Annotated in this window: 17 protein-coding genes and 1 other annotated feature; of the genes, 11 read left to right on the top strand and 6 right to left on the bottom strand. The window is 42.9% G+C overall.

From position 1 onward, the window contains the following. The first annotated feature begins 220 nt into the window (after positions 1-220). The 5 genes from AB4Z17_RS17620 (at position 221) to tyrS (ending at position 5,885) form a co-directional block, all read left to right on the top strand. Positions 221-703 (top strand): SRPBCC family protein, encoded by a 483-nt coding sequence (locus tag AB4Z17_RS17620; RefSeq protein WP_441961122.1) that lies wholly within the window; start codon positions 221-223, stop codon positions 701-703. A 42-nt stretch (positions 704-745) separates the two neighbouring features. Beyond that, entirely contained in the window at positions 746-1,072 is a 327-nt protein-coding gene (locus AB4Z17_RS17625) for a YnfA family protein (protein ID WP_076267312.1), read from the top strand. 73 nt (positions 1,073-1,145) lie between these two features. After that, positions 1,146-1,399, top strand: a binding site (T-box leader). 189 nt (positions 1,400-1,588) lie between these two features. After that, entirely contained in the window at positions 1,589-3,268 is a 1,680-nt protein-coding gene (locus AB4Z17_RS17630) for a glutamine--tRNA ligase/YqeY domain fusion protein (RefSeq protein WP_441961124.1), read from the top strand. Between the two features lie 189 nt (positions 3,269-3,457). Beyond that, positions 3,458-4,522: a hypothetical protein gene (locus tag AB4Z17_RS17635; protein ID WP_441961126.1), complete on the top strand. Its 1,065-nt coding sequence runs from the start codon at positions 3,458-3,460 to the stop codon at positions 4,520-4,522. A 73-nt stretch (positions 4,523-4,595) separates the two neighbouring features. Then, positions 4,596-5,885 (top strand): tyrosine--tRNA ligase, encoded by a 1,290-nt coding sequence (tyrS, locus tag AB4Z17_RS17640; RefSeq protein WP_441911926.1) that lies wholly within the window; start codon positions 4,596-4,598, stop codon positions 5,883-5,885. 887 nt (positions 5,886-6,772) lie between these two features. Here tyrS and AB4Z17_RS17645 read toward each other — a convergent pair. From AB4Z17_RS17645 to AB4Z17_RS17655, 3 genes are all read right to left on the bottom strand, one after another. Continuing rightward, positions 6,773-7,969 carry an MFS transporter gene (locus tag AB4Z17_RS17645; RefSeq protein ID WP_441961128.1) on the bottom strand — a complete coding sequence of 399 codons (1,197 nt, stop codon included), beginning with the start codon at positions 7,967-7,969 and terminating at the stop codon, positions 6,773-6,775. 71 nt (positions 7,970-8,040) lie between these two features. Beyond that, positions 8,041-8,322, bottom strand: a complete 282-nt coding sequence (locus tag AB4Z17_RS17650; protein WP_054025100.1) for an ArsR/SmtB family transcription factor — start codon at positions 8,320-8,322, stop codon at positions 8,041-8,043. A 168-nt stretch (positions 8,323-8,490) separates the two neighbouring features. Beyond that, entirely contained in the window at positions 8,491-9,471 is a 981-nt protein-coding gene (locus tag AB4Z17_RS17655) for a phosphotransferase (RefSeq protein ID WP_441913569.1), read from the bottom strand. Positions 9,472-9,677: 206 nt separating this feature from the next. Between AB4Z17_RS17655 and AB4Z17_RS17660 the strand changes: the two genes are divergently transcribed. From AB4Z17_RS17660 to AB4Z17_RS17670, 3 genes are read left to right on the top strand one after another with little or no spacing between them, the layout of a single operon-like run. Further along, entirely contained in the window at positions 9,678-11,210 is a 1,533-nt protein-coding gene (locus AB4Z17_RS17660) for a serine hydrolase (RefSeq protein WP_441961158.1), read from the top strand. A gap of 60 nt (positions 11,211-11,270) precedes the next feature. Next, complete coding sequence (locus AB4Z17_RS17665; protein WP_441961130.1) at positions 11,271-11,768, top strand: GNAT family N-acetyltransferase; 498 nt, start codon at positions 11,271-11,273, stop codon at positions 11,766-11,768. Next, positions 11,765-12,340, top strand: a complete 576-nt coding sequence (locus AB4Z17_RS17670) for a hypothetical protein (protein WP_441961132.1) — start codon at positions 11,765-11,767, stop codon at positions 12,338-12,340. The genes AB4Z17_RS17665 and AB4Z17_RS17670 overlap by 4 nt, the downstream gene beginning before the upstream one ends. A gap of 103 nt (positions 12,341-12,443) precedes the next feature. Here AB4Z17_RS17670 and AB4Z17_RS17675 read toward each other — a convergent pair whose 3' ends face one another. After that, complete coding sequence (locus AB4Z17_RS17675; protein ID WP_441913563.1) at positions 12,444-12,914, bottom strand: anthrone oxygenase family protein; 471 nt, start codon at positions 12,912-12,914, stop codon at positions 12,444-12,446. Positions 12,915-13,152: 238 nt separating this feature from the next. On the opposite strand from AB4Z17_RS17675, the gene AB4Z17_RS17680 reads away from it, so the two are divergent. Further along, on the top strand, positions 13,153-13,737 hold the full coding sequence (locus AB4Z17_RS17680; RefSeq protein WP_441913561.1) for a TetR/AcrR family transcriptional regulator: 585 nt from the start codon (positions 13,153-13,155) through the stop codon (positions 13,735-13,737). 497 nt (positions 13,738-14,234) lie between these two features. Here the strand turns inward: AB4Z17_RS17680 and AB4Z17_RS17685 are convergent, their stop codons facing one another. After that, entirely contained in the window at positions 14,235-15,263 is a 1,029-nt protein-coding gene (locus AB4Z17_RS17685; protein ID WP_441913559.1) for a DUF4179 domain-containing protein, read from the bottom strand. Continuing rightward, positions 15,260-15,823 carry a sigma-70 family RNA polymerase sigma factor gene (locus AB4Z17_RS17690; RefSeq protein ID WP_441913557.1) on the bottom strand — a complete coding sequence of 188 codons (564 nt, stop codon included), beginning with the start codon at positions 15,821-15,823 and terminating at the stop codon, positions 15,260-15,262. Before AB4Z17_RS17690 ends, AB4Z17_RS17685 begins: the two co-directional genes overlap by 4 nt. Before the next feature lie 131 nt (positions 15,824-15,954). On the opposite strand from AB4Z17_RS17690, the gene AB4Z17_RS17695 reads away from it, so the two are divergent. Together AB4Z17_RS17695 and AB4Z17_RS17700 are read left to right on the top strand one after the other, a co-directional pair. Further along, complete coding sequence (locus AB4Z17_RS17695) at positions 15,955-16,665, top strand: hypothetical protein (protein WP_441961134.1); 711 nt, start codon at positions 15,955-15,957, stop codon at positions 16,663-16,665. After that, on the top strand, positions 16,662-17,156 hold the full coding sequence (locus AB4Z17_RS17700; RefSeq protein WP_441961136.1) for an NUDIX domain-containing protein: 495 nt from the start codon (positions 16,662-16,664) through the stop codon (positions 17,154-17,156). Before AB4Z17_RS17695 ends, AB4Z17_RS17700 begins: the two co-directional genes overlap by 4 nt. Positions 17,157-17,169: the final 13 nt, after the last annotated feature.

Genomic DNA, 17,169 nt, shown 5'->3' on the forward strand with positions numbered 1-17,169 from the left:
GTCGTAGTCGTATGCTATTAGATGGGTGCTTTATTTATTGATTTACGTTTTAATTATTCAGGGAGTACTCATTGTACTTGGTCGTAAAAGTGTAGATCAAATCGAAATGGCGCCTATTATTTTTATTTCAGTTGTCGTAGGTGTTACTCTTTCTTTGATTCGATGGTCTATTTTTGAGAAAAAATACAATCAGGAATAAATAAGGACGAGGTGAGTAGACATGTTGGCATCCATTACCCAAGCTGAGAATGGATATTCGGTCCGTTTCGAGCGCAGTTTGAAGCATGCTGTGGAGAGCGTCTGGTCAATGCTGACTGACAACGAGAAGCTGGCGCAGTGGTTCCCCGAACTGCGTGTCGCGGACCTACGTGAAGGCGGATTAATAAAATTTGATATGCAGAATGGACATTTTGAAGAGATGGCCATCACCAGGCTCAAAGCGTTATCGGTTTTGGAGTTTACGTGGGCTGAGGATATCGTTCGTTTTGAATTATATGCAGAGCCAGAGGGCTGCCGCTTGGTTTTAATCGAGAAGCTTGTCCAAATTACAGCGCATACCCCTAGAGATATTGCCGGCTGGGATGTATGTTTGGATGTTATCGAGGCATTGCTGGACGGAAAAACCATTGCCTCTCGCAAGGACGTATGGAAAATGAAATACGATAAATATGTACAAGCTTTTGAAAATTTGCCTCATTCTTAGAAATAAGTATTCAATCAGCTTGCGTTATTGGATGTGAAAGAGATGATTACAGGAATATTGGTATTTTTATTAGCTGGGTTAGCTGAAATTGGTGGGGGATACCTGATTTGGTTATGGCTGCGTGAAGGCAAGCCGATGTATTGGGGAATGGTCGGAGGCGTAGCTTTAGCGCTATATGGTGTTATTGCTACATTTCAATCCTTTCCTTCGTTCGGGAGGGTCTATGCGGCGTACGGGGGCGTTTTTATAGTGATGGCCGTATTGTGGGGCTGGCTGGTTGATAAAAAAACACCTGATTTATACGACTGGATAGGTGCTGCAATTTGCTTGGTCGGTGTTTCAGTTATACTGTGGGCGCCAAGGCATTAGTATGATCTAGCTTGCTGTGTAGAATAACCATTTACAATTCAGGGAACGATTTGTTAACATATATGAAATATTGAAAAAGGCGATGACGAGAAGAGTACATAAACACATTCTTTCGCAGAGAGCCCCGGCAGCTGAAAAGGGGCAAGGAATGGTTTATCGAAACAAGTCTCTGAGCATCACATCGGAACCTGAGCAAGGGGATGCTGTGACAGGAGCTCCTGTTATAGAGCTAGAGTATAAGCATCCTTTGGTGCCGTACTTGAAGAGGTTGATATGGCGACATATTAACGAATCTGGGGTGGTACCGCGAAAAATTTCGTCCCCAAGACGCGAAGTCTTGGGGGTGGAATTTTTTTTTGTTTTTTGAAATATAAGAATTTAAAAGTTTGTTAGCTTATAAAGGGCTTATATTTCACCGTCAAAGCTACTTCAGCGTCTAAAGGACGCCGAAGGCGTTTTTGCTTGGGACATGAAAAATCAAGGTATCGATAGCAACCCTAAATTGGAGGTTTTACAATGAGCAGCGAATTAGAGCCGAACACGGATCATTTTTTATACAAAATCATTAATGAGGATCTTCAAGCAGGCGTGTTTACACGGGAGATGTGTACGCGGTTTCCGCCTGAGCCTAATGGATACCTGCATATCGGAAGCGCCTATGCCATCCATACGAACTATACGATTGCGCAGAAGTATAATGGAAAGTTTCATTTGCGATTTGACGATACGAATCCTCTGAAGGAGGACATCGAATATGTGAATGCCATTATCGAAGATATCAATTGGCTTGGCTATAGTCCGGGCAGCCATATTTATTATGGTTCGGATTATTCGGATGCGATATATGATGCTGCAGTTGCGCTCATAAGTAAAGGAAAGGCTTATGTTTGTGAATTATCGCCAGAAGAAGTTACGGAATATCGGGGGACGCTTACGGAGCCGGGCAAGGATAGCCCTTACCGAAATCGCTCCATTGATGAAAATTTAGAGCAGTTTGCGAAAATGAAAAATGGTGATTTTAAGGCCGCTTCCAAAGTATTGCGTGCCAAGATTGATATGAGTGCGCCTAATATTAATTTAAGAGATCCCGTTATTTATCGCATTATCCATGCTGAGCATTACCGGACAGGAAATAAGTGGTGCATTTATCCGATGTACGATTTTGCGCATCCGATTCAAGATGCCATCGAGGGCATTACCTACTCGTTATGCTCCATTGAGTTCAAGGACCATCGTCCTTTGTACGAATGGGTATTGGAGGAGCTGGAATTTGCTCAGCCGCCAAGGCAAAGGGAATTCGGCAGGCTGAATCTAACAGGTGTCGTGACGAGCAAGCGATATTTGAGACAGCTCGTTGAGGGCGGCTTTGTCGACGGCTGGGATGATCCAAGGCTGCCAACGATCCGTGGACTCAGGCGAAGAGGCTTTACGCCCGAGAGCATTAGAAATTTTATCGATGAGATCGGCATGATTAGAGCGCAAAATTCCGTTGATATCGCGATGCTGGAGCATGCGGCAAGACATGATTTGAAGGCGAAGGTCAAAGGCGTAATGGCCGTCATCCATCCACTGAAAGTGGTTATTACTAATTATCCGGAGGGCCAAACCGAGCTGTTGTCCATTGATAACAATAGCGAGAATGACACGCTTGGCAAACGCAAGGTCACCTTCTCTAGAACGCTATTTATAGAGAAAGATGATTTTATGGAGCAGCCGTCCAAAGGATTTCACAGATTAGCGCCCGGAGCTGAAGTACGGCTGATCGGTGCCTACTTCATTAGATGTGAGGAAGTCATTAAAGATAAAGCCACAGATGAGATCATTGAGCTTCGCTGCATTTACGATCCCGAAACGAAAAGCGGAACGGGCTTTACCGGCCGTAAGGTGAAGGGGACGATCCACTGGGTTTCGGAGAGTCACGCGGCTAAGGTGGATGTCCACCTTTATGAGAGTCTGCTGCGGGGTAATGAAATCCCGAAGGATACCGATATAGCTTGGGACAGCGTCATTAATCCGAGCTCACTGCAAATCGTGAAAGATTGCAGGATTGAGCCTTTTGAGGATCTTCCGCAGCTAGAGGATAAGCTCCAATTCGTTCGGCATGGTTATTTTTGCGTGGACAATAAACATACAACGGATACGAAGCTAGTCTTCAACCGCATCGTACCGCTTAAGGATACGTGGAAGAAAAAATAGAGCGATAACAAGATGAAGCCTCTCATGTGGTAAAATAATACATATGGAGGCTTCTTTTTTTAAATATAAGAAAGTAAATCTATGCTCCTACTTATCTTATATTTCATCGTCAAAGCTACTTCAGCATCCAGAGGACRCTGAAGGCGTTTTTGCTTGTGAAGCTCAACAATCGGAGAACGAGGTGATGGAATGTTCCTGCATAAGCTTCGACCATTGATTTTGACCGCTGTCCTATTATTTATGCTTTTACCAGAAGCAGCAAGTGCCAACGGGGGACCGCTGCATAATCCTGCGGAGGGTTATGGCAGGCTGGAGCTGGATGATCAATCGCAAGTGAGTTTGGTTCGCGAGAAGGTTGTGTTTACCTTCCGTGATATCGAACGGTACAAAAGCCATGCGGAAGTAACGGTTCAGTATGAACTTCACAATACATCCGATTCCGCCAAGGACTTGGAGGTTTTATTTGTAACGCCTGCAAGTGAGGCCTTTATGGTATCAGAGGGAAATAAAGAGATTAATGTGATCATGGATCCGAATGTTAAGACAGTTAATTGGCAGAATACCCTATTGAAAAATACGGTCATTGATCCAGTAAGCGGCAAGGAGCTGCGTTTATCCAATTACTCAGCGGAAATTGGGCCAGCACAAGGAGCGAGGTTCCTTTTATCTTTTGAGCCGAACGAAACGAAAAATATTGTCATCAACTATATTGAAAATGGGGGGATTTATAATAAAGGTGTGATTACGACGATTTTTTCCCATCTTTATTATTTGACCCCAGCAGCTTTCTGGGAGGGCGAGCCGCATGTCGAGCTGGAAATACGGCTAAGCGAACCCGGTGCTGCGCTTCATTCGAATTTAGCAATGGAACAAACGGACTCCAAAACATTCAAAGCTGTTTTTAATGAACTGCCCAGCAAGGACTGGTATTTTTCTTACACGTATCCCAAACAATTGTTGTATCCAACGAATATAGAGAAGGATCATAATCTCTTGGTGCTGGGAACAGTCGCCGCATTAACGGTAATTGCTGCAGCGCTTGCGCTGTTTTTTAGAAAAAGTTTTTTATTTACGATCAGTGCACTTGGGATTTTTGCTTTTACGGTATATTTTATCTCGAAAATGGGCGGTTATCCGTTTAACGCTATTTTTGTAGGGTTTGTCGACTTTGTTGTTGGCGTAGGGCTGCTTATTTGTGATATTTTAATTAGAAGAACGATTCGTAGACGTAGAGAAATGTCCAAAACCATGTAATCGTCCGTCCACATCTTTTAAAAAACTCGAAATCAACGTAAACTGTAGGAAACATTAGAGGAGAGAGAGTTAAATGACAAACGAAGCATTAACCATTAATCATGAAGATCTTTTGGCTGATCTAGAATACCGAGGGCTAGTACAGCAATTTACTAACCGCGAGGAATTACATAAGAAGCTTACGAGTGAACGCGTCGTGCTGTATTGCGGATTCGACCCTACAGCGGACAGCCTGCACATCGGCAGCTTGCTTCCAATCTTGTGCTTGCGTCGTTTCCAGCAGGCTGGCCATATTCCACTTGCTTTAGTTGGCGGCGGAACAGGCTTAATTGGCGATCCAAGCGGCCGCTCGACGGAACGCTCGCTTAACACTGCGGATACAGTATCCGAATGGACAGAGAGCTTGAAGCGTCAGCTTTCCCGCTTTCTTGATTTCGATGCTGCAGATCATGCGGCTAAGCTCGTAAGCAACTACGATTGGATTGCGCCGCTGGATGTCATTACTTTTTTACGTGATGTAGGCAAAAACTTTACTGTAAACTACATGCTGGCGAAGGATTCGGTCGATTCCCGTCTTTCATCAGGCATCTCGTTTACCGAGTTCAGCTATATGATTTTGCAGGCGTATGACTTCCATAAGCTTCATCAAGAGCATGGCTGTTCCTTGCAAATTGGCGGCAGTGATCAATGGGGCAATATTACAGCAGGCCTTGATTTGATTGGCAAAATGGGCGGTGGCGACGCTTACGGCATGACGATGCCTCTCGTTACCAAAAGCGACGGCAAGAAATTCGGTAAATCCGAATCTGGCGCCATTTGGCTGGATCGTTCGAAGACATCGGCGTACCAGTTCTATCAGTTCTGGATCAATACTGAAGATAACGATACGATCAAATTTTTGAAGTATTTCACATTCCTCTCTCGTGCAGAAATCGAAGCTTTGGAGACAGAGCTTCAGTCGCACCCAGAGAAGCGGGTGGCGCAGCGTGAATTGGCGCGTGAAATTACTCGCCTTGTTCATGGACAAGAAGCGCTCGAGAGCGCAGAGAAAATTACGCAGGCATTTTTCTCAGGCGATGTAAATCAGCTGAGTGAAGCTGAGCTAATTGAAGCTTTGCAGGACATGCCTACAACGGTGCTTACGAATAGAGAAGAGATTGCGCTTATGGATCTTCTGATCGAATCTGGAGCTGCACCATCTCGCCGCCAAGCGAAACAAGATATTACGAGCGGCTCGATTTCGATTAATGGCACGAAAAACACGGATGTAGAATCCATCATCGGCTCGGAGCAAAGGCTCTATGACAAATTTGTCGTGCTGCGCCGCGGCAAGAAAAATTACTTCTTGATTCGATTTGAATAGGACAAAAGAAAACCAGACTTCCGATAATGGAAGTCTGGTTTTCTTTTGAATGTTATATCTATTTTAGGAAGTCGAGTTTACGCTCTCCGAGACCAACGTGTGGCTATCATCCAACATCAATCACAGCGACCAGCGTTTGGCTATCCTGTACATTTGCAGGAACTTCGCCCATATTGAGCTGTGATGGAGATCTATGTTGTATTCATGCAATATCTTGTTATACGATTGACCATTTTAGCTTTTTAAGTGCACCTATATTGTATAGAATGCAGTATAGCTCCATGTAAGTGTGAGAAAGCAGCTTCTATCCAGCGATTATGCAGTATAGGCAATGATAAAGGGTAGTGTAGAGGTACATATTAGCTCAGGATTAGAAAGAGGGTGCCCCTAGAGCCTATGGCTTTATTGACACCCTCCCCCCAAGGGCTGCGCCCTCTGAAATTCGATTAGTATTAAAGTCTGATTTGATTATGTAAGTGGCTTATGCATGTTGTATGATAGTGATGTGAGTTAACCGTTAGCGTAGAGTAAATAAGTGCAAAAGTGCACCTGTTTTTAACAAACAAAATTGAAATGATGCAAATAGGTGTACAAATACCTTTAATTGAGCAGATTTGAAGAAGATTTGGTTAAATAAGTGCATTTCTGCGCTTAGATGAAGCTGCTGCAGGCGCTGCCGCAAATGTCTTCGCATGACAGGGGAACATCTCCGTTTTCAAATGAAAGGACCTCAAATTCCACTGTAAAGTGGAGCTTGAGGTCCTTTTTCTCAAAGAAAATAAGATCTAATTAGTGCTCAAAAAAATCGCAAAATGACTTTTGAGACAGCCCCATTTTTAAAAAATAGGAGTGACTTTAATCAATGATCAAAGCAAAGCTGCTAAGGTTTAAGCACTGGTTTTTGCTAAGCTGCCTTCGGCTATCTTCCGGCGGGAACGCGCGCGGGAGAACCCGAAGGAGGTTGCGGCTGTAGCAGCAGCGAGAATGACGCCTGTAGCTCCAATCCAGCTGATAGAGGTGAGCGATACTTGCTCAACGACAACACCGCCAAGCCCGGCTCCTGCAGCCATACCTAGCTGAAGTACAGAGCTGTTCAAGCTTAGCATAATACCCGAAGCTTCTGGAGCTAGTGACATCAGATGGTACTGCTGAGTTGGACCGGATGACCAAGCGGTAAAGGCCCAGATCATAAGCAGAGGAAATACGATCACCGGAGACTGTCCAGCCAACGAGAGTAGAACAAGTGCTATCGTATGGAACAGCATGCCGCTGACTAATGTTCGCGGCGCTCCCCATTTATCGGTGCTGTAGCCGCCAAATTTAGACCCGATCAGGCTGGCGATACCGAATGCAAATAGTCCGATGCTCACGCCCTGTTCACTCAGCTTCGTTACGCTAAGCAGGAATGGTGAAATATAAGTGTAAACGATGGAATAACCGCCGATCCACAAGAAAGTGACCGTCAGTGCCGTTACAATTTTCGGCTGCTTCAAGAGAGCAAGCTGGCTGCGAAGTGGAACGGGCTCTTCACCATCTGTTTTTGGAATGCTGGATAAAATGAGGAGCATTGCAAGCAGGCCCAGTAGTCCGATTGCTCCGAAGATGARATGCCAGTCGTATACAGATGCGACAACCCTGCCTAGAGGGACACCCACGATTAATGCTGTGCTAAAGCCCATAACGAGCGTCGCAATGGCACTGCCCTGTTTATCAACGGGTGCAAGCTTAGAAGCGACGGTCAAAGCGGTAACGACAAACACCCCTGTGCTGAGCGCGAGGACAACGCGGGACACGATCAAAAACTCAAATCCAGGCAAAGCAACGGCAATAAGATTGCCGATCGCGAATACACCTAATGAGTAGAGGAGCAGCTGACGCCGCTCAACACGCGCCGTAACTGCCATAAGAATCGGCGTGCCAATAGCGTAAGCTAGCGAGAAAACGGTAATCAGCTGGCCTGCTGCAGATACGGATACACCTATGTCGCCCGCGACCTTATCCAAAATACCCGCAATAATAAATTCTGATGTTCCAACCAAAAAGCTAATTATAGCCAGCATGTAAATTTTCCACGCGTTAGACATATAAAAAATACTCCTCTCTCCACTCCACTGTTTTTATATTTCTAAATCTATAGAAATATAACCTAAAAAAATTACTCCAACAAATATGGCGCATACTTTCGAGCCATTTCGCGGTTCACACTGTAGTAGATATACGTACCGTCCTTACGGAGATCTAGCAATCCGCTTTCCGTCAATTGCTTCAAGTGATGTGAGAGGGTAGAGCCAGCTACAGATTCCAGCTTTGTGCCAATATCGGAGCAGCATAAATTTTTCTCCTCAGTAAGCAGCAGAGCTATTTTTAGACGGGTAGGCTCGCCGAGCGCCTTATATACTTTTACAGCTTGACGTACGTCCGCATGATCTTCTGTCATTGTGGCTTCACCTTTCTTGCAGTCGTTATTTCTATATTTGTAGAAATAAGATAGCATATCGATATTCGAATGTAAACAGGCAAGCATTCATTTTATTTTACAACAAGCATTTCCGTAATCGTATAAAAGAAGAAAGGAGCCGCAAGCAGCTCCTTTTCTTTCATCGCATTATAGGTTATGCGCCTTTACCCAAGCCGCCAAAAACTTAAGCTTCCCGTCAAAGTAACCATCATCCTGCCAAGATCCCCAAACGGCGCTTCCGCCAGTATGAAGTCCGATCAGCCAAAGCTGTCTGACGGCTACGAATACGGGAATCATCGCGAGATCTTGCTCGCTTAGCGGGCGTTCCTTCGTATAGGCTTCCAGAAAAGCATCCCAGCATTCATCCTCAAAGCTCTCACTATCCGATCTGCCATGGACGCGATCCCATAAATAAACAGAAAGATCATATGAGCGCCAGCCTACGCCGCAGCAGTCAAAGTCAAAGTGTGTCATGCTGCCGTCATCCGAGTGAAAGACGTTCCAGCCATGCAGATCCCCGTGGCATACTCCCCAGTCATATGCACCATTCGCGGCTTCTGCAAGGCGAGCTTTCAGCCTGCCGGCTGTTTCTTGAACAAACGCTGCATCGTTCGGGCGATGCTGTAAAAACGGAAGCATCGCCCTAAGAGGCTCGTCGAGCAAATGGGCAGCATCAAGCTCAAACCGTTCATGTTTGGGCTCATAGAAATCCATGGCATGATGAAGCTGCGCTATAGCGCTGCCGTAAGCTTGGCTTGTATCGACATTAAGTTTCCCGGCCCCATCCGCATAAGAGAATAGCACAGCATAACGAGTGCCTTCCGGTGCATCAAGCTCAGTCAACCATTCGCCATCTCGTCTTTGGATTGGATAGGAAACCGGCAGGATGCAGTTTTTAAGATAGGTTAACAAATCCAGCTCAAAACGGATATCGGATTCTGCTCGCCACAAATGCTTATAAATTCGCAATATAAATTTGCCGGTATTCGTCTCCACCGAATAGGTATCATTCAAGCCATTGGACACGAATTGGCTCTTTAGCGGTGTACCGATATCATATAATAAGGCCATGGCTTCAAAAAGCGTTTCCTTATGAAATACAGTATGTACGGCAGGAATATGCAGCATGTCACAATCATCCTTTCAATGTCTTTCACATTATCTATTTATCCTATAGCAATCGTGAACCGAATGGGATAGAAACAATGGCTATAGTTGTTTATTACTGTTGGAAATCGCTTTATTGGGTTTATTTGACAATACAAGAGCGGCGGATTATTGTTAATCAGAATTGGTAAATCAACTCTGAAGCAGGAGAGGATTATGTGAAGGAAATGGCAACGAATCATTTTCAAAGCCTGAATGAGTATGTCTATGCTATTCAACAAAGTATCGGCGCCACAGCTGCCTCAACTTATATCATTCAGAACGATGTTGTTGTAAACGAGTGGTATTCCGGTACACATGAAGCATCAGATGCATCGAGACTCGTGGATGAAAAAACGCAGTTCAATGTAGCATCAATCCGTAAAACGTATCTAGCGCTTGCTGTCAGCTTATTAATAGAGCAAGGGAAAATAGGCAGCGTGGATGATGAAATCGGGCAGTATCTCAATGATTATAAGGATGCAGCGCGAGGGGTAACGTTGAGGCACTTGCTTACGCATACCCATGGATTAATCGAAGAGAACGGGAAGATAACAAGAGAGTTCCCTGCTGGATATGGATGGGCATACCGCAATACGGGAATTGGCATGCTTTTTCAATTAGTTAGGCATATATCGGGGCAAAACTTAAGTTCTTTTATGGCGAGTCATGTATTTAATCAATATGGGTTAAAGGAAACGGGCTGGAGAACAAAAGCAGCTGAGCAGCTTATATATAATTATTACGATGATGAAGATACGTGGGTGGGGCCAAACGATAGTGATGCGGGTGATCAAAGCAATTTGTTCGTTAGTGCGCGCGATCTAGCTATGTGGGGACATATGCATCTTAAAAATGGCAATATAAAAGGAAAACAGTTGCTGCCGCAACCTGTTTTTGCAAGAGTTACTTCGCTGCATACGCCACTCACTGTTCCATCTCACCTGCCTCGAAACGGTTTTATATGGTGGCTGCAAAGTGATACTCCCTTAAATCAAATTGGCGAGCTTCTGCCGAGTGACGCTTATCAAGTTCTTGGAATTACAGGCTGCGCCTGTCTGGTCATTCCGAGCTGCGATGCTGTAGTGGTTCGCATGTATAACCAGCTGCAGGATTCGAGCGGGTATGATTACTTATACGACATTAGAAAGTTTGGAAATATGGCATATGATCTGCTTCGCAGTAGGTGCTCGATGATTCAAGGCAACATCATTAAGAAAACCATAACTTCCTTAAGGCAAAGATTAGAGGCGGGCGACGGGTTATTAAGCTTACAGCTGCGTGAAGGTGAGCTATACGAGGCCAAATGTACATTTAGACCCCCTGCAAGGGAAGAAGATTTAATGCTTTTTCAGGAAAAACTGGGTTGTAAACTTCCTCAGGATTATTTGATTTTCCTTAGAATAACGAATGGCTGCTCACTCTTTGACCATCCGGAGTACGGAGGAGAGGCCTACTTATACGGGTGGCAGGATACATTTGGAGTAACGTACGAGGAGCCTAATGAAGGTTATTTGAAAGTAGCTTATATTTATCAGGATGACATTGTTATTCATTTAAAAGCTTTTAACGAAGGCTCAGACCATTACTTAATGGTCAAAGGCCATATTGATCAATTTTATGATGCGAGGCCGATGCATATGAATTTTGAGCAATGGTTTGATCGGTTTATCATATGTCAGGGTGAGAAATATTGGAATTGGCCCATTTATAACGCGTGAAATAATTGTAGATTAAGAGACTAGTAGATGCGGAATATATAAATAGGAGGCCTAAAGAAGATGATTGAACTAAAAGCAGCAAGCGTAGATGATGGACGTGATATTTTTGACATGCTAGTAGAAATAGGCCCTGGAGAAAATGGGTTTGTGAATAGTGCTTATGATATCGATTATAGTCAATTTCCTGCGTTTATTCGAAAAAACATAGCGATCTCGCAAGGCATTGATCTCTTACCTCAGCACGTTCCCCAGACTGTTTTCTGGTTATTCGTTGATTCATATCCCGTTGGCTACGGAAAGCTAAGGCATTATTTGAATGATAACTTAAAAATATCAGGCGGGCATATAGGGTATACGATCAGACCAAGCAAACGAGGAAAAGGCTACGGCACGGTCATGTTAAATGAACTCCTAAAAAACGCAGAAAGCATGGGAATAAAGGATGTTATGCTGTCTTGTGTGGAAAGTAATATCGCTTCTAGAAGAGTCATTGAGTTAAATAATGGTGTACTAGAAGCTAATGAAGGTGGAAAATGCAACTACTGGATTCACTTATGAGAATAGTCATCTTTTCAATTTGCATAGTCTTACTGACAGGTTGCTTCGAAAGTGACATAAAGACAACAGAATTTAACCAAAAGAAAGTAGACATAACCGAAATAAAAGAAGCACCAAACAAAGGATTCTCATATTTGGAGCAATTGCCTGCTGAGCGGATTAAGGAGTATGAACTATTTGTGAAAGACAGGGATACGAGTCATTTGCTACGCTTCTCCCCTGAGCAAATAGTGTTAATCTACATGCATTCTGTTGCTATAGTTGATACGGCAGCCATTTACGCTTTTACTTACAATGATGGCTTATTAGCTGATCCTGAACGCTTTAGAAAAGACTACAATGAGTACGTGTTGAATACTGAGCAAGAAGTAGCTTTGAAATATAGATATTATGATTCCATTCAAATTAATGAAGAAACGGTTGAAGAAAATAGTGTAATAGTAGTCATTACTGTAAGCTTGGGATCATCCACTAGTTCTGTGGGTTATGGTTTGAAGAAAAACGAACATATTTGGAAAATGGATATACAGCATTTTATTGAATATTTTAAGCAGAAAGCGGCTGCTAAATAGTTGAACCAACTGTTATCTGATTTTAAAAAGGCAATGGCAGCTAGGACTTTTTTTATGTCCGAAGCAGTCATTGCCTTTTTCGCTAAAATGAGTCTAAAGCTTGTTATTGCAGGCTCGAGTACTGCAGTGCAACAGCTGTCAAGAAGCATGCAAATGCCAAGACTGCTGCCGATGAACGAACTACATCAAGCAGCTCCCAGCGGCGAATTAATGACTTCCAGTTGCTAGGCGGCGCGTCGGGCTTCCATTCGAGCGCACCCTTGTTGATGGGGACAGTGCCTATGAGCGTGACCAGGATGAAGAGGAGTAAAGCCAGAACGCCAGCCCAGCGGAAGAACAAACCTGGCTCGGAGCCGCTCAGTACTAATACTACAACTCCCGACACGGCCGTAGGTAAAAAGATAGCGGGCACCAGCACACGCAGTTTAAGTATTAGTGCTTGACGAACTTTAATTTGAGACTGGTCGTCTAGACCAGCCAGAGACATGTGCACCCCATAGCGAATGACGAGCTCTTCGCCAGCAAGGATGCCTGCAAGAAATAAACAGATGAACTCAATAATGATATGATTCATAACAAGTACCTATCCAGAGTACAAGCTGCTGGTAGTGGAGATATTGGTAGAACGATGTTAGACACTAGGATATCCTCCTTATGGTTGTTTTCATGACGGCTCGATTACCGAGCGTTCAAACTGTGATGAAGAAAAATTGAAATGTTAACTATAAAATAGACTTTACTTGCCGACAGGTAAGTTGTCAAGTATGATGAGTTATGGCTAAAATGAGTGAAAGGCAAGGAGTGTGACAATCATGAGTATGAGTGAGTCAGTGAAACGGACGGGCAGTGAAACAAAAGCGGAAGCTCAGCGTGTAGCTTTGGAGCTTTTCACTACTAAAGGGTTTGAGGCGACATCACTTCGTGAAATCGCTGAGCAACTCGGGATCAGCAAGGCTGCGCTATACTACCATTTCAAAAGCAAAAATGACATCGTAAATTCAATGATGTCCTCCCGCGGCAACGAGGCGGCGGAACTTCTCGCATGGGTCGTCAGCCAAGAGCCGAGTCCAGACCTTCTGGAGCGAACGGTGCTTCGTTGGGTGGATTCTACTTCTGTGGACAAGCTGCGCGGCATCCGCTTCGTAAATGCGAATCCCAATCTCATGCGGAGCGTGGTTAGCAATCCCGGTGGTCAAATCCGTGACAGCCTTGGGGCAGTGGCTGAGCTTGTGGCTGGCAAGGACGCTGATCCCACACGGAAATTACTCGTGAGAATGGCCTTTCTCAGTATTAACTCAGCATTGATGGCCGCCAGTGGAACGGAGCGTACGGACGAAGAAATTGTTGCAGCCGCGAGAGAAATGGCATTAGCTCTTCTTAACCGCCTTCGCGAATAGCTGATAGATGAGTGTTGCTGGTTTTTTGCACTTGGAAATTTATGATTGTTATATTCAATATAGGATAGTGAAATGAGCACAGGCTGCCGACATAGTCGGTAGAATGTTTATTTTATCGACTGATTTGCTCAGAATACTCGACCATCACTTAATGTAACGAATCTAAACAACGTTATTTGACTTCATTTCTCTCTTTAGAAAATGTAACGAACACAAGCAACCTTATTCCTCTAAAATAGTCTCTTTTCTTAGTCAAAATTGTCTAATAGCGTTGCTGAGATTCGTTAGCATCTTTAAACGGCTCTTTTCGCCATAATAAGCTCTCCACGATTCATTAGAACGTTCTTCATCCGATGTCCAAACGAATAAAGTAAATGAACGTTATGTTGAATACTTCCTCTGGCTGGCTTTAAACTAACCGGAGGCTTCAGTATAATACGGAACTAACCCATCGAAAGACCCTTGTGTATAGGAATACACAAGGGCCTTTTGATGGGTTAGTTTAAACTAATGGTAACAGGGTCCATTTCTTTTGTTTCTACCCCTTTCCCAGAGCCGAGTGAGAAGTAGATAATTGGAACAATTGTAATGGATGTTGCGGCTTTATTAATGGTTTTCACTGAAGCACTAGAACTATAAGATCTTCCATAATCTTTACTTTGACCTCCATTCCCATCTACGATATACGTATGACCAAGATTATCTTGTATTTTATCAAATTGCACAGTGAAGTCTGACCACTCTTTCAAAACTTCAGACTCTACAAAAGACTCGTAACGGATTATTGTGGACATGTCGTTTTGTTCAATAGAGGTAAATCTAACTGTAACGTCATGCTTTGAGATCATTTCGTTTACGAGCTCTAAGTCGCCTTCAAGTTTTAAAAGCTTAAAGCGAAATGCCCAATCTCCTTTCACCTCGATATTCGCATTCCGATCGAGTAAGGCTTTTGGCTCCCATGTTATTTCAATTTCATCAGGCGCTGCACTATTGAAATGAGGGACTATTTTTGCAATGCCTACATAAGTCATGTCGTTCATCTTTTTAAGAGAACCGTGAGCAACCATGCTTTTTGAGCCTTTAACATCAATTTGGTTTGCGATATGCGGGTCAGGTCCTAAATCAGTATTGGTTTCTAGCGCATAGGATACGGAAATGGACGTTCCATCATATACGGCTTCTTCAATCATTAATGAGATACCGTTACTCGTTTGCACTTGTCTGATGTCTGTTGCAAATTCATCGAAACGTTCAAGCATCGTATCCTCGTTATTAAAATAACCTATAATATTTTGCATAAAAGGTATTTGTGAAGCAAAGGTTGGAACAGTAAAGGAGATCGTTAAAATTGTAATAATGCCAATAATGGCTGCGGCAGTTACTTGGCGTATCCATGTATTGGGCTTCTTTTTAGCTGTATTTTTTAGGATGTTATGTTTTAGATTCGCTTTTTGGCTGGATGACAATTCAACGGGTTCAATGTTTTCTACATCTAAATTCATCCAACCTTTATAGCTATTAGTCATATAAACCGCTCCTTCATATGAATAGTTGTTGCTAACTTTTTCTTTCCGCGGTAAAGACGATTTTCAACCACCGCTTTTGATACATTCAGTGATTCGGCAATTTCTGAATGGGATAATTGTAAGTAATATTTCATCATAAAAATATTCCGATCTATACTTTCCAGCTGGCTAATAGCTAGCAACAACGTATTCCTTTCCTCTTTTTTTAATAGCTGCTCCTGCAAGTCTTCCTGTCCAGGTTTTTGTTCAAGCAGCTCGTCACTATACTCTCGTGCATGTTGTTTTTCAAACTTACGAAAAAGATCAATTGCTTTATATTTCGTCATCATACCAATCCATTTTTTAAAGTCCTCAGGTTCACCTTTAAATTGTTTAGAATTTTGCCAAACAGCTAAAAACACATCATTGACACATTCATTAATCCCATCCGCGTTAATACCAGAGAGAATTTTAAAAGCAATGGCGTGTACGAAGCCTGAATATTGTTCAATGACATATTCAAGAGCGTCTTCTTTTTGTTTTTGCAAACGTATAATAAAGTTTTTTGATGTACATCGCATGATTGCACCTCCTTCATTTATTTGACCTCGCCTCTTTCATTAGCTATATCGAAAAGTATGATGGAAAACACTCACATTAATATTTCTTTGTTACATTTAATAATAAACTGTAATGAAAGGAGTGGAGTAAAATGAATCCTTTTATCGAACAATTGTTACATTCTAATCAAATGGAAATAGAATTAACGGAAGACATATTATTTGAAATTTACAATGAAGCTAAGAATACGGATGGGGAGGAGGAGGTTTGGAAAAACCTGATCTCGTTATACGATAAACCTCTCTCGAAGCAAATCGCTTTTTCCCTTATAGATAGGAATATTGCTATTATGGATTTAGGTCACTCCAAACAAGACTACGAAGTCTTGTGGAGATTAGCAGAGATAGTAGATGAAGCATTATTGACACTAGCGATAGACGTCTACACTCAACTATCCTTTGGCCATGAAGAAATGGAGCTGCTGTTTAACAAATACGATAATCATAAATGGATGATGGAGAGCTTGATTTATAAACAGCCGTCATCACCTGAAAAGCGAAGATTACTCGAAGCGGCTATAAAAAGGAATATGGATGCAGACAGATTGCAAAGATTGCTTACTGTGGTGGACGCTGCTAAATATGCGAGCCGCAATGATTTGACACTTGAAGAGTTTCAATCCCTTTTTGAGACAAAAGAGCCCTATGTTTGGCTGTCATTAGCCCAAAACGCCAACACTCCAGTCTATATTTTAAACAAATTATTAGAAGCAACAAGCATAAAAAATGCAAGAGCAATAAGACATTCAGCAAATATAAATATTCAAGGAAAACGCGGTAACAATAGTGAGGTGATAACGTGAGAATTAGAACGGCAGCTAGGGCAGTCATTATAAAAGATGAGCAATTGCTCGTCTTACGGAGAGCTGGTGTCCAAGGAGAATTTTATGTTCTCCCAGGAGGAGGGCAGGAACATGGTGAAAGCATCCATGAAGCGTTGAAGAGAGAAGTATTAGAAGAGGTAAGTTTAAAGGTTGAAATTGAACAATTACTTTTTATTAATGAGTTTATCGCAAAAAGAGATTCATCGTTTTTTGAATTAGAGCCGGATGTTCATCAAATTGATTTTACGTTTTTGTGTGCTATTACGTCCGACAATGAAGCATCGGTCGGTGAAACACCAGACGTACATCAGATTGGCATAACATGGATTCCATTGCATGAGATAACCGACTATAGTTTGCATCCCGACAATGATTTGAATTTTATTATGGGAGCGCCAACGAGAAGTGTATTATCACAATGGATTTCTAATCCTAACCAGATGGAGATCCCTATGTTTATTGAAGGCTAATTAAAGAATGGAG

Source organism: Paenibacillus sp. TAF43_2 (assembly GCF_052113545.1).
Classification (GTDB): domain Bacteria; phylum Bacillota; class Bacilli; order Paenibacillales; family Paenibacillaceae; genus Pristimantibacillus.